This window comes from Providencia sp. PROV202 (genome assembly GCF_028479565.1).
In the GTDB taxonomy this organism is placed as follows: domain Bacteria; phylum Pseudomonadota; class Gammaproteobacteria; order Enterobacterales; family Enterobacteriaceae; genus Providencia; species Providencia zhijiangensis.
On record NZ_JAMPNV010000007.1, the window covers coordinates 86882 to 101520 of the forward strand.

Genomic DNA, 14639 nt, shown 5'->3' on the forward strand with positions numbered 1-14639 from the left:
GGAGTTACCCCTTAGTGTTCCCTATCTTAGAAGTAAGTGATGACTTACTCGCTGCTCTAGCGAAATCCTCTCAAGTTCTGTTGCATGCGCCGACAGGGGCTGGGAAATCCACGGTATTGCCGCTAGAAATCCTCAAAAGTGAGCAGATAGAAGGGCGAATTATTATGTTAGAGCCGCGGCGTATTGCAGCGCGTTCAGTCGCCACTCGCTTAGCGCAGCAGTTAGGGGAATCGGTAGGGGAAACTATTGGTTTACGTATGCGCTCAGAAAGCAAAGTGAGTGCTAAAACGCGTTTAGAAGTGGTGACGGAAGGTGTGCTGACTCGCCAATTACAGAATGACCCGATGCTTGAAGGTGTCGGATTGGTCATTCTGGATGAATTTCATGAGCGTAATTTGCAGGCCGATTTAGGGTTAGCGCTGTTGTTGGATTCTCAGCAAGCACTGCGGGACGACTTAAAAATTCTACTAATGTCCGCTACGCTGGATGATCAAGGGCTTAGCCAGTTATTTCCTGATGCGCCAGTGATCAGTTCACAAGGGCGGGCATTCCCTGTTCAACGGGAATATAAGCCCATCAATCCGAATAAACCGTTTCATCAAGAAGTCGCGAGCGCGGTTTGGCAGCTGATGCAGCAACAAGCTGGCTCTTTGTTACTCTTTTTACCGGGTGTAGGCGAAATTGAGCGGACGAAAAGCGAGTTAGAAGGGTTAGTGACTGACGATGTGATGCTGTGCCCAATGTATGGCGCGCTATCAATTCAAGCCCAGCAACACGCGATTCTGCCTGCCCCTGAAGGAAAACGTAAGGTCGTGCTGGCGACCAACATTGCGGAAACCAGCCTCACCATCGAGGGGATCCGTTTAGTGGTGGATAGCGGTTTTGAGCGAGTGGGACAATTTAACCCGCGAAGTGGGCTTACAAAGCTCATTAAAAAACGCATTAGCCAAGCCTCAATGACTCAACGGGCGGGACGGGCTGGGCGCTTAGAAGCGGGTGTATGCTGGCACCTCATGAGTGCAGAACAAGCTGAACGTGCAGCGCAATTTAGTGACGCGGAAATTAACAATAGTGACTTAAGCGGATTATGGTTAGCGCTCCTTCAATGGGGCTGTCACGATATTTCTCAACTCCAATGGTTAGATGTTCCCCCTGAGGCGGCATTATCGGCAGCGAAAACCCTGTTATTCAAATTGGGTGTCACCGATGCCCAAGGGAAACTCACGTCGATGGGCAGTAAAATGGCGGGAACGGGGACGTCGGTGCGTACGGCGGCGATGCTGTATCACGCGCAGCAAATTCAAAATAAATCCGTTATTCAACTTGCTGCATTATTAACAGCAATTATTGAAGAGCCTCCCCGCGGCGAAGTGATTGACCTACATACCCATTTAGAACGTCCGACGGATAACTGGTGCAAACGGGCATCTATCTTAAGTGGTGACAAGGTTACCCATTCTTTAGGAAAAACCGCAGGGCTGATTAGTGAGTGGTTACCAACATTACTTGCCGCAGGGTTTCCAGACTACATAGCGAAATCCCGAGACCATCAAACTCGTTATCAATTAGCCTGCGGGTTAGGGGCAACACTGAATGATAATGACCCACTAATGGGCAATACATGGCTGATGGTAGCGGCATTATGGCAGTCAGAAACCTCGGCAGATGCGCGTATTTCCTTGGCATATCCTATTGAAATTGAAAAGCTTCAACAGGACTGCCCGCATCTTTTTAGCACTCAAGAGACGGTCGAATGGGATGAGCTGCGGGGGAGCTTGCTGGCATGGCGGCGCTTACAATGTGGGCAGTTAGTCGTGAAATCTCAACGGCTGACTAATCCAGAACCGGAAGAGATTAAAAAAGCGCTGGTTTACTGGCTTCAGCAAAATGGTTTGCAACAGTTAAATTGGCAAGAAAATACCCTACAGTTGCGCATTCGTTGTGAATTAGCGGCGCGTTATTTTCCTGACTCGCCATTGCCTGCAATGGATGATGAGACTTTACTCGAGACGCTTGATGAATGGTTAGCCCCTTATCTTAACGGCGTGACAAGCAAGAAAAAGCTGCAAGAAATTGATTTAATGAATTTATTATTGAATCGATTGGATTGGCAGCAACGCCAATGGCTCGACAGCACTTTCCCTATGAGCTATGTCGCCCCTTCTGGGAGCGAGGTAAGTATTCACTACGCGCTAGACAAGCCTCCGGTGGTTGAAATTCGCCTGCAAGAAGTGTTTGGTGAAAAAGCCAATCCAACCGTGGCAAATGGCAAAGTGACATTAACATTATCATTGCTTTCACCGGCAAGGCGCCCTATTCAGATAACTCAAGATCTCGGTGCATTTTGGCAAGGGAGCTATAAAGAGGTACAAAAAGAGATGAAAGGGCGTTATCCAAAACATCCTTGGCCAGATGACCCTGCGAATGCCGAACCAACGCGACAAACAAAAAAAGCGATGATGAGTGCGAAATAACCTAATTTTGTGCTCTAATAACGGGCTGTAAATTAGGCAATGGCGCCCAATAGACAGCGTAAGGAAGTGTAATTAGGAGCTTTCTTCCGTGAAATTCTTTGAATTATGAGCCAAAATTAGCCTTATGTTACATCTACGCATCTGTAATTGTGCTTACGCACATGTCGTTATGTTTGCGCATACATAGTTAGATTTTAATGCCTATTTAGGTATAGGAGATATGGAGCGACCATGTCCGGTAAAGATTTTGAACCCATTGGCAGACGTAAAAGACGCGCTGCTGAGAAATCGTCATCCTCTTCACGCCGCCGTAGACGCCGCGATGATTATGATGAAGATCTGTATGATGACGAAGATATTGATGATGAATATCTTGATGATGAAGACGATGAAGAAGAGCAAATGACCAAAAAAGGCTCAAAAAAGAACAAACCTCGCAAGAGTAAATGGCGCTGGTTTTGGCTGCTAGTTAAATTAATGCTGGTACTCGCCGTGATACTGGCGGCTTACGGTTTTTATCTAAACCAACAAATTAAAGAGCGCCTTGATGGTAAGGTGTGGGACTTGCCTGCGGCAGTATACGGACGCATGGTAAACCTTGAGCCGGGTATGGATTACAGCCAAGCTGAAATGACCAACCTGCTTGAAGGGATGCAGTACCGTAAAGTCAGCAAAATCACCACATCCGGTGAGTTTGTGGTGAAAGGCAATACCATTGAAATTTTGCGTCGTCCATTTAATTTCCCAGACCAAAAAGAGGGGCAAGTCCTCGCGCGTCTGGTGTTTGAGAATGGCATGTTGAGCAAGATTGAAAATATTGAAAATGGGCGCTCGTTCGGTTTCTTCCGTTTAGATCCGAAACTGATCACCATGATGCAATCTGCGAATAATGAACAGCGTTTAGTGCTGCCAATGGCGGATTTTCCTGAATCCTTGGTGAAAATCCTCCTCGAAACGGAAGATAGAAACTTTTATGAGCATGATGGTGTTAGCTTATATTCTATCGGTCGTGCGGTGGTGGCGAACGTCACCGCGGGTCGCTCCGTGCAGGGGGGAAGTACCTTAACGCAGCAGTTGGTGAAAAACCTATTTTTAACCAACGAAAGAACCCTGAAACGTAAAGCTAACGAAGCCTTTATGGCATTGATTTTAGACTACAACTACAGCAAAGAACGCATTCTTGAGCTGTATTTGAATGAGGTCTATTTAGGGCAAAATGGTAATGACGAAATTCGTGGCTTCCCGCTGGCGAGTTTGTATTACTTTGGCCGACCAATCAATGAGTTAAGTTTTGACCAACAAGCATTGCTGGTGGGAATGGTGCAAGGTGCATCGACCTTTAACCCGTGGACTAAGCCACAAAATGCGATTAAACGCCGTAACATTGTGCTTAAAATCCTCGAAACCCGCGGTGTTATCGACAATGAGATGTACCAAGTTCTGAGCGCTCGACCACTCGGTGTGAAAAACAAAGAAGGGTTAGTCGCATCTCAACCCGCATTTATGCAGATGGTACGACAAGAGCTGAGTGAGAAGCTTGGGGATAAAGTTAAAGATCTCTCTGGTGCGAAAATCTTTACTACCTTAGATCCTGTGGCGCAAACGGCGGCGGAAAACGCGGTCGAGTTCGGTGTGGCTGATTTACGTAAAGCACGTAAATTGGATGATATCGAAGGTGCCATGGTGGTGGTTGACCGTATTAATGGCGAAGTGCGTGCAATGGTCGGTGGCTCTGATCCACAATTCTCAGGCTTTAACCGAGCGTTGAATGCTCGTCGTAGCATTGGTTCTTTAGCAAAACCACCAGTTTATTTAACGGCATTAAGTGAGCCAGACCGCTTCCGTTTAAATACGTGGCTATCCGATGAACCACTGACCATCAAAGTCGGTAATCAAAGCTGGAGCCCACGAAACTATAGCCGTAATTTTAACGGTCGTATGATGCTGGTGGATGCGCTTGCGAAATCACAAAATATTCCAACCGTAAACTTAGGAATGGAAATTGGTCTTGACCAAGTGATGAACACCTTTATCCGTTTAGGTGCGCCAGAAAGTGCGATGGAAAAAGTCCCTGCGATGTTGTTAGGTGCGGTGAACTTAACGCCAGCTGAAGTGGCGCAAGTGTACCAAACCATTGGTGGCGAAGGTAATCGTGCAAAATTATCTGCATTACGTTCAGTGATTGATGGTGATGGCAAAGAGCTGTATCAAAGTTATCCATCCGCAGAGCGTGCCGTACCATCTCAAGCCGCTTATTTGACCCTGTTCGGTATGCAGCAAGTGGTACAGCAAGGTACTGGACGTGTATTACTGAATAAATATGGTAAATACAATCTGGCGGGTAAAACGGGTACCACCAACGACCTGCGTGATAGCTGGTACGCGGGTATCGACGGTAAGGAAGTGGCTATAGTCTGGGTCGGTCGTGATAACAACGGACCAACACAGTTAACAGGCTCGACAGGGGCATTGCGTGTTTATCAGCGCTATTTAGATAACCAAACGCCACTGACACTTATCAACCGAGCGCCAGAAGGGATAACCGACATGCGCGTCATGATGGATGGCCAATTTAGCTGCTCTGATTTAGGTGGCGGCAGAATGTTGCCAGTCTGGACAGAAGATCCGCAAAGCCTATGCCAAGGATCAGCATCGCAAGATCCGGTGTGGAATTTGAATGGGAATGGTGAGGCGCCACAAGAAGATGGAGCTGCTCCTGACTGGGTTAAGGATATGTTTGGCGATTCTCCGTCATCCCGCACGCCGTAGCGTTGTTGGCTTCACTCGGATACTCGGGTCACATACTTTTGTATGCTCCCCGAGATATCCTAGTTTGCCGCCTAGCTACAGCGCACGGGATTTAGGAGAATATTGAGTTTGATTGAAGAAGAAAACAGATCAAAAATATATTCAGAAAAATAGATAAAAAATAGGCGCCGTCTTTTGTAGATGGCGCCTATTTTTTTGAGCGGATTATTGCGGGGATTATTCGGCTTTGATTTTTGCCAGTGCAATTTCCGCAGCATCGATGGTGCGCTGGATATCTTCATCGCTGTGGGCGACAGACATAAAGCCCGCTTCGAATGCGGATGGTGCTAAATAAACGCCTTCTTCTAACATGTAGTGGAAGAATTTCTTAAAGCGAGTCACGTCGCATTTCATCACGTCTTGGTAGCAAGTCACAGACTCAGCGTCAGTGAAGAACAGGCCAAACATCCCACCCACATGGTTAATGACCATAGGCACGCCTTGCTCTTTAGAAACACGGGCTAAGCCACGCGCCAGCTTATCCGTGAGTTCTGTTAAGCGTGCATGAACCCCCGGTTGAGAGACTTCATTTAAGCAAGCTAAACCCGCCGCCATAGCAACAGGGTTACCAGAAAGTGTGCCTGCTTGGTAAACCGGGCCGATTGGCGCTAATTTTTCCATCACTTCATAGCGACCGCCAAAAGCGCCCACTGGCATACCGCCACCGATGATTTTACCTAAACAGGTTAAATCCGGTTGTACGTTGTAATGATCTTGAGCGCCGCCGAGTGCAACACGGAAGCCTGTCATGACTTCATCGATGATCAGTAGTGCATTGAATTCATCACATAATGCACGCAGACCCGGCAGGAATTCTGCGGTTGGTGGAACGCAGTTCATGTTGCCCGCGACAGGTTCAACAATCACACATGCCACTTCTTCAGGGTAGTTTTCGAAAGCTTGGCGTACAGAGGCTAAATCGTTGTATGTGCAAGTTAATGTATGCTTAACGAAATCTTCAGGTACGCCCGGAGAGTTAGGCTCACCCATGGTCAGTGCACCGGAACCGGCTTTTACTAATAGGCAGTCAGCGTGACCGTGGTAGCAACCTTCGAACTTAATAATTTTATCGCGACCTGTATAACCACGAGCAAGGCGGATCGCGCTCATGGTGGCTTCAGTTCCGGAGTTAACCATACGGATCATATCGATAGATGGCACTAACTCACACACCAGTTTTGCCATTTCCACTTCAGCAGCCGTTGGCGCACCAAAGCTTAAGCCTTTATTGACAGCTTTAATCACCGCATCGCGGATAGCCGGATGGTTGTGACCCAATACCATTGGACCCCAAGAACCCACATAGTCAATGTAAGCTTTGCCATCGACATCATAAATGTAAGCGCCATCAGCGCGTTCGATAAATAACGGAGTACCACCCACACCATTAAAGGCGCGAACAGGGGAGTTAACACCGCCAGGGATCAGCTGTTGGGCTTCATTATATAATTCTTCGGAATGGTGCATTACAGGGCTCCTGAAAAGAGACTAAATAAAAAGTTGCCGCTATTCTAAAGCACAAGGGCGATTAAACCAATGCTATCAATCACAATGATGGATCAATCATAAAGATGAATAGTAACTCTGTGCTCAATTGTGTAACAACACTTGAACCAATGAGTCAGGTGACGGATAATTGAGAAATTGATCTAAGTAGGCTTTGCCTTACCTATGAATTTACCGGTCACCGGTCTGGAGTAATAAATGAGTGATGATGTAGCTCTGCCTCTGCAATTTACCGATGCAGCTGCAACCAAAGTAAAAGACTTAGTTGCCGATGAAAATAACCCAAATCTGCGTCTGCGCGTCTATATTACGGGCGGTGGTTGCAGCGGCTTCCAATATGGTTTTACCTTTGATGACCAAATCAACGAAGGGGATATGACCATTGAAAAACAAGGCGTTGCACTAGTTGTAGACCCAATGAGCCTGCAATATTTAGTGGGTGGAAGTGTGGATTATACGGAAGGGCTGGAAGGGTCGCGCTTTATTGTGACCAACCCAAATGCTAAGTCTACATGTGGGTGTGGTTCGTCCTTCAGCATCTAAAATCTTTCGTTATATTTTGCGCTGTGGCGGTGTTGGCTTCGTTCAGCTACTCGGGTCACATACTTATGTATGCTCCCCGAGATATCCTCACTTGCCGCCTAGCCACAGCACAAACTATTTAGAAAGATTCTTTCGTGATATTCAATTCTTAACTTCTTAACTTCTTAACTTCTTGTCTTAGTTTGGCAATGCGTTTAGCTGGTTGCATAGCTGCTCGGTGGCATTGATGATGCGAGGGCCGGCGCGGTGGAACCAATCCTCATTTAAGCGAATGATAGGGACATTGAGTTGAGTGCCCCAGAACGCTCTTACGGCATTTTCTTGCTCTGGTGAGCCAGTCATGATGATGGCATCGGGCTTGCGGGTAAGAACTTGCTCACGGCTGACTTGAGGCCATTGGACAGCGCTGTTTTCAAAAACATTCTGAGCACCGCAAGTCTTAACCACATCATTTTGAAGGGTATGATTACCAGCACTAAATAATGGCTGAGTGCCGAGTTGGATAAATAATTGCTTAGGTTTCTTATTAGTATCTAATTTATCTTTTTGTATCTTTAGCGCGCTGCGCATTTGGCTGATATTTTTCTCTGCCACTTCAGGACGAGGGCTGTATTGTGCAAGTTCCTCCAATGAGCCGATAACGCCATCAATGCTTTGCGGATCAAAATAGACAATTGGAATCCCCAACGACGCCAGTTGATCTAATGGTCTCTGTGGGTTACCGCCTCGCCACGCTAAAATCAAATCCGGCTTTAAGGCAATAATTCGCTCCACATTTAATCCTTGCCAATCCGCAACTTGCTCAAGCTTTTTGGCAGAGTCGGGATAATCGGAATAGGCGCTCACGGCAACTAAGCTATCTCCCAATCCCACGGCATAAGCCAGTTCAGTATTCGCTGGCGATAAACTAATGACTCGGGATTTGGGGGCGGCGAATGCACTATTGATTAGGGTTAATAAAAATAGAAAACCAATCAGTGAGTGCATGAGTTTGGTCGTTAGATTCATAGCATTACTTCACAAAGAGGTATTAGAAAAGGCATAAATGAAGGTCAGTTATGCCTTAGAAAGTGATAAATAAATTACGCTAATGCTGTGACAATCGCAGCAACCATCAGGGATGATTGACGTGCAGCGACAGGTAAGAACTCGTCAAAGCTAGTGTGAGACTCTTTGTCTGCTACATCTGAAATTGCGCGAACCACCACAAAAGGTACTTTAAACTGGTAGCAAACATGACCGATAGCAGCGGCTTCCATTTCAACGGCAGCAACGTTCGGGAAGGTGGCTTTGATGCGCGCTAAAGGCTCTGCACCATTGATGAATGCATCACCACTGCAAATCAAACCACGCACCGCATTCATATCTAAGGCTTTGACACATGCTTCGGTCGTTTCAATGAGTTTTGCATCGGCAATAAATGCAGGTGGGCACTGTGCCATTTGACCGGGTTCATAGCCAAATGCGGTGACATCCGCATCGTGATAACGTACTTCTGTAGAGACAACAATATCCCCAACATTTAAACGAGGATCTAAACCACCCGCTGACCCTGTGTTGATCACTACATCTGGTTTACAGTGTTCTAACAGTAAAGTAGTACCGATTGCCGCAGCGACTTTACCGATGCCTGATTTTAATAAGGCAACATCAACGCCGTTCATTTTTCCAGTGTAAATTTCACAGCCAGCAAGGCTCAATGTTTGGCAACCTTCAATTTTTTCGCGCAGGGTCGCAACTTCTTGCTCCATCGCACCTATGATACCGATTTTCATTATGTCATACTCACTGTTGATTAATTAGACACTTATGTCGTAGATGGCTAAAGTGTAACATCGAAAGGTGGGTTTTCCTCTGCCTTTTCTTTGGGGATTTAGGAATAAAACGGTAAGGCGCAGAGGCTAGCATGGCGGGAAAAGAGATTAATTTTGTTAAAAAGCTGAGTTTCCAACGTAACTATATGAGTAGCGGGAAAAATCAAAGAGTCTCACCCGATGATGAAGATGCCGTAAACCGTCTATTTGAAAGTGACCGTGGGCGGATTATTAATTCGGCAGCCATTCGTCGTTTACAACAGAAAACCCAAGTTTTTCCCCTTGAACAAAACTCCGCCGTACGCAGCCGTTTAACCCATTCTCTTGAAGTTCAACAAGTCGGGCGCTACATCAGCAAAACGGTGTTGGGTGAATTGAAAAAGAAAAAATTGCTTGATGAATATGGGTTAACCGACCGTTGCGATGCCTTTGAGAGCCTCGTAGAAATGGCGTGTTTGATGCATGACATTGGCAACCCGCCGTTTGGGCATTTCGGTGAAGCAGCTATTCAACGCTGGTTTAGTAAATTATTAGCGCCAGACTATTTGTTCACGCCTGAGTCTGAAGACCCATGTAAAATTAAAGCGTTACAATTGACTGGTAATGAAAAGCAGGATCTATTTCGTCGTCAGCTTAAGCGTGATTTATGCTCGTTTGAAGGGAACGCTCAAGGGCTACGCATGGCGCATCGCCTGCTCAAATTGAATTTAACCTACGCCCAAATTGGTTCTATTTTGAAATACACTCGCGGCGCTTATGACCTTGAGCCGATCCCGCCAGAGTTTGATTATTTAATGAAAAAACCGGGTTATTACTGGTCTGAAGCGGATTTTGTCAGCGAGTTAACTAAAAAGTTGGAAATGACTAAATATTGCCGTTTTCCGCTCTCCTATATTATGGAAGCGGCGGATGATATTTCTTACTGTATTGCGGATTTAGACGATGCAGCAGAAAAGGGCATTTATACCGTTGAGCAACTAATTGAGTACCTAAAAGCAGAGTGGGGTGAGGTAAAATCAGGGGATCTCTTCGACCAAACTATTTTGCGGGCATTCAATAATATCAGCGATAACCACACGAGGCGCATTCAGCAAGATCAGTTTTTCATGTATTTACGCGTCAATATTACGGGAAAGCTTGCACATTACAGTGCTCAACGCTTTATTCAAAACCTACCTGAAATTTATCACGGTAGCTTTAACAGCGCGTTACTTGAAGATAAAAGCCAAGAGCATCGCCTATTAAAAGCTTTAAAAACAGTGGCGTTTAAGCATGTGTTTAATCACCATGAAGTGGAAGAACTAGAGCTACAAGGCTACCGAATTATCAGCGGATTATTAGATGTTTACAGCCCACTGTTGATGATGGATAAAGAGGATTTTGCAGCATTAGTGGCGCAAAATTACCATAAACACTTTTTTATCGAAACTCGCCTATTTCATAAGTTATCGAATAAACATCGACTCTCGTATAACGAAGCCTTGGAGAAAATTTCAGTCACCAGCGATGCGGATAAATCGATGCTAGAGTTTTATTATCGAGCCAGACTGATTCAAGACTACATTAGCGGAATGACTGACCATTATGCTTATGAAGAGTATCGAAAATTTATGGTGACAAATTAATGCTGATAAAAAAAGTCAGTATATAGCGTGACAAAAAAACTAAGTGGTCACTAATTTTGGTAAAAAAAATGCTATGATAGCCCGCTAATTTGTCTACCCAATTATCAGGCAGCCGCAGTGATAAAGTAAGCCGTTATAAAGTAAATATGGGTTTACCAACCTGTGGCTTGAAATAGAAATTATTTAACCCCGTTTAGTGACTACTTATGGCCCAATTTTACTCGCCAAATCGCCGCACCACCCAACGCCGTCAAATCACGGTTCATGTCGACAGTCTAGATGCCGCAGGGCAAGGCGTAGCTCGCCATGATGGCAAAGCCATATTTATCACTGGTTTATTACCAGGGGAAGAGGCGCAAGTCGAATTGACTGAAGATAAGCGCCATTTCGCGAAAGCCAAAGTCATTAAACGTCTTAGCACCAGCTCTCAACGTGTGAAACCCCGCTGCCGTTATTTTAATCAATGTGGCGGATGTCAACAGCAGCATGTGGAGATTGGGCTTCAACGTGAAAGCAAAGCGCAGGCTTTACAGCATTTAATGGGACGCGAAACTGGGTCTGTATTGCCTCCTATTTCGGTGATTGGCGGTGAAGAATACGGTTATCGCCGCCGCGCGCGTTTGGGGCTGCAATATCAAAATAAATCCAATCACTTAATGATGGGGTTTCGCCAAACGCAAACCAATACGCTGGTGGACATTAAAAGTTGTTCTGTATTACACGCTGAACTCGATGCGCTGCTAGCGCCACTGTCCAGTTGTTTAAATCAGTTATCGATTGCTAGTAAATTAGGGCATGTAGAGCTAATTCACGGGGATAACGGTAATCTTATCCTGTTACGCCATTTAGCCCCTGTTGACGTATCTGATAGAAAATGTTTGCTAGAATTTGCCAAATCTCATGAGCTTAGTATTTGGTTAGCGGGGAATGAAGGGCAATTATTGCCGCTTGAGATTGACTCCGCGTTACCTGAATATCAGGTGGCGGGTGAAACCTTGCAATTTAGCCCTGCCAATTTTATTCAAGTGAATGGCGAAATTAATCAGCACATGGTGGCGCAAGCCTTAGCATGGTTAGATCTAAGCCCAGAAGATAGGGTATTGGATCTTTTCTGTGGGATGGGTAACTTTACGCTGCCAATTGCCCGTTTAGCAAAAATGGCGGTTGGTGTTGAAGGTGTTGAAAATTTAGTCACTCAAGCGAGATATAACGCCCAGCGCAACTCAATTGAGAATGCGGCGTTCTATAATGAGAACTTGGAAGAACAGATCCACACTCAGCCGTGGGCGCAAGAAGGTTTTAATAAAGTGCTGTTAGATCCTGCTCGAGCAGGTGCCGCTGGTGTAATGGAACATTTAATTAAACTGATGCCAGAAAAAATTGTCTATGTTTCTTGTAATCCAACAACGTTAGCAAGAGACAGTAAAGTTCTGCTTGAAGGCGGGTATCAGTTATCTCAATTGCGGATGTTGGATATGTTTCCGCAAACTAGTCATCTGGAATCTATGGCGCTATTTGTTCGTAGCCCAAAGGTGTAACAGGTAGGGAGAATATATGGTTGCAGTAAGAAGTGCGCATTTAACCCCAGCAGGTGAATTTGCCCCCGAAAAGTGGGTTAATGATTTGGGTTTGAATAACAAACAATCAGAAGAAAAACTCATCCATACCTGGCAGTATTGTCACGATAAATTATCGGGGCAGGATATTGCGCCTCTGCTACTGTGGCGCGGCATTGAAATGACCGAAATTTTATCCACGCTCAGCATGGATATCGGTAGCTTACAAGCTGCGTTACTGTTCCCTTTAGTTGAAGAGGGAAAACTCGACGAACAATCCGTTATTGATGATTTCGGTCAATCTATTCATGCGCTGGTAAAAGGTGTGATTGAGATGGACGCCATCCGCGAACTTAAAGCCACGCAATCTAACGAAACCAGTTCCGTACAGGTGGATAATATCCGCCGTATGCTGCTGTCAATGGTGGAAGACTTCCGCTGCGTGGTCATTAAACTCGCCGAGCGTATCGCCCATTTACGGGAAGTCAAAGATGCCAGCGAAGATGAACGCGTCTTAGCGGCAAAAGAGTGTTCCAACATTTATGCGCCGTTAGCAAACCGCTTAGGGATCGGGCAATTAAAATGGGAATTAGAAGATTTTTGTTTCCGTTATCTGCACCCCGATGAATACAAAAAAATTGCGAAATTGCTGCATGAGCGCCGTATTGACCGTGAAGAATACATCGACAATTTCGTCAGCACACTGCGCAAATATATGCTCAAAGAGCAAATTCAAGCCGAAGTGTATGGTCGACCAAAACACATTTACAGTATTTGGCGCAAAATGCAGAAGAAATCTTTGGCATTTGGTGAATTATACGATGTGCGTGCGGTGCGCATTGTGGTTGAGCGCCTGCAAGATTGTTATGCGGCACTGGGGATTGTGCATACCCATTTCCGTCATTTACCCGATGAGTTCGACGACTATGTGGCGAACCCAAAACCCAATGGCTATCAGTCGATTCATACGGTGGTTTTAGGGCCGAATGGTAAAACTTTAGAAATTCAAATCCGTACCCGCCAAATGCATGAAGATGCAGAGTTGGGGGTTGCCGCGCACTGGAAATACAAAGAAGGCGCAAGTGGTGTTGGTAAAGGCAGCAGCTACGAAAACCGTATTGCATGGCTGCGTAAACTGATTTCATGGCAAGAAGAGATGGCAGATTCTGGCGAAATGCTGGATGAAGTGCGTAGCCAAGTGTTTGATGACCGTGTGTATGTGTTTACGCCAAAAGGCGATGTGGTGGATTTACCAACAGGTTCTACACCACTCGATTTTGCTTATCATATTCACAGTGATGTTGGACACCGCTGTATTGGGGCGAAAATTGGTGGGCGCATCGTGCCATTTAGCTACCAATTACAGATGGGTGACCAGATTGAAATTATCACCCAAAAACACCCCAACCCGAGCCGTGACTGGCTTAATCCTAACCTCGGTTACGTGACGACCAGCCGCGGACGGGCGAAAATTCAAAACTGGTTCCGTAAACAAGACCGCGATAAAAACATTCTGGCGGGACGCCAAATTCTCGACAGCGAATTATCCCATCTGGATATCAGTTTACGAGACGCAGAGAAACAGTTGATTGCCCGTTATAACGTACACTCACTGGATGAAGTCCTTGCTGGAATTGGCGGCGGTGATATTCGTATCAACCAATTGGTTAACTTCCTACAAGCCAAATTTAATAAAGCGACGGCAGAGGAAGAAGATCGCGCGGCGATGAAATCACTGGAGAATAAATCCGGTGTCCCAAGAGCGCCATCCCACGGCAGTGGTCGCGTGGTGGTCGAAGGGGTTGGAAACCTGATGCACCATATTGCGCGTTGCTGCCAGCCAATTCCGGGAGATGAAATCGTCGGCTTTATTACCAAAGGTCGCGGAATTTCGATTCACAGTGCGGATTGTGAACAGCTTGCCGAGCTGCAAAGCCACGCGCCAGAGCGTGTGATTGATGCCGTTTGGGGTGAAAACTACTCGAGCGGTTACTCGCTGGTGGTCAGAGTGATAGCTAATGACCGCAGTGGATTACTGCGTGATATCACGACTATCTTGGCGAACGAAAAAGTCAACGTGTTAGGGGTAAGCAGCCGCAGCGATGTGAAGCAGCAGCTCGCTACCATCGATATGACCATCGAGCTGTATAATATCGAAGTGCTGGGAAGGGTGCTTTCGAAACTGAATCAGTTGCCGGATGTTATCGAGGCGAAACGCCATTCCTCCTGATTTTCTTCATATTTCGAGCTGTAGGGGTGTTGGCTGCATTCACTAACCCTAGTCACATACTTATGTATGCTCCTAGGGATTAG

9 protein-coding genes are annotated in these 14639 nt (G+C 46.0%); 6 read left to right on the plus strand and 3 right to left on the minus strand.

Annotated features, from left to right (window positions below):
- Window positions 1-14 precede the first annotated feature (14 nt).
- On the plus strand, window positions 15-2474 hold the full coding sequence (gene hrpB / locus PR799_RS04865; protein ID WP_272521384.1) for an ATP-dependent helicase HrpB: 2460 nt from the start codon (window positions 15-17) through the stop codon (window positions 2472-2474).
- A 231-nt stretch (window positions 2475-2705) separates the two neighbouring features.
- Window positions 2706-5243, plus strand: a complete 2538-nt coding sequence (gene mrcB, locus PR799_RS04870; protein ID WP_154627569.1) for a bifunctional glycosyl transferase/transpeptidase — start codon at window positions 2706-2708, stop codon at window positions 5241-5243.
- Between the two features lie 216 nt (window positions 5244-5459).
- Here the strand turns inward: mrcB and hemL are convergent, their stop codons facing one another.
- On the minus strand, window positions 5460-6749 hold the full coding sequence (hemL, locus tag PR799_RS04875) for a glutamate-1-semialdehyde 2,1-aminomutase (RefSeq protein WP_154602416.1): 1290 nt from the start codon (window positions 6747-6749) through the stop codon (window positions 5460-5462).
- 237 nt (window positions 6750-6986) lie between these two features.
- Here hemL and erpA point away from each other — a divergent pair, with 237 nt between their 5' ends.
- Entirely contained in the window at window positions 6987-7331 is a 345-nt protein-coding gene (erpA, locus tag PR799_RS04880) for an iron-sulfur cluster insertion protein ErpA (RefSeq protein ID WP_132496746.1), read from the plus strand.
- 177 nt (window positions 7332-7508) lie between these two features.
- Here the strand turns inward: erpA and btuF are convergent, their stop codons facing one another.
- Both btuF and mtnN read right to left on the minus strand, forming a co-directional pair.
- Window positions 7509-8318: a vitamin B12 ABC transporter substrate-binding protein BtuF gene (gene btuF, locus PR799_RS04885; RefSeq protein WP_442959905.1), complete on the minus strand. Its 810-nt coding sequence runs from the start codon at window positions 8316-8318 to the stop codon at window positions 7509-7511.
- A 95-nt stretch (window positions 8319-8413) separates the two neighbouring features.
- Window positions 8414-9106, minus strand: a complete 693-nt coding sequence (gene mtnN, locus PR799_RS04890) for a 5'-methylthioadenosine/S-adenosylhomocysteine nucleosidase (RefSeq protein WP_154627568.1) — start codon at window positions 9104-9106, stop codon at window positions 8414-8416.
- Between the two features lie 131 nt (window positions 9107-9237).
- On the opposite strand from mtnN, the gene dgt reads away from it, so the two are divergent.
- From dgt to relA, 3 genes are all read left to right on the plus strand, one after another.
- Window positions 9238-10770: a dGTPase gene (dgt, locus tag PR799_RS04895; RefSeq protein ID WP_154627567.1), complete on the plus strand. Its 1533-nt coding sequence runs from the start codon at window positions 9238-9240 to the stop codon at window positions 10768-10770.
- A gap of 206 nt (window positions 10771-10976) precedes the next feature.
- Entirely contained in the window at window positions 10977-12308 is a 1332-nt protein-coding gene (gene rlmD / locus PR799_RS04900; protein WP_272521386.1) for a 23S rRNA (uracil(1939)-C(5))-methyltransferase RlmD, read from the plus strand.
- A 16-nt stretch (window positions 12309-12324) separates the two neighbouring features.
- Window positions 12325-14556, plus strand: a complete 2232-nt coding sequence (gene relA / locus PR799_RS04905; RefSeq protein WP_108478336.1) for a GTP diphosphokinase — start codon at window positions 12325-12327, stop codon at window positions 14554-14556.
- Window positions 14557-14639: the final 83 nt, after the last annotated feature.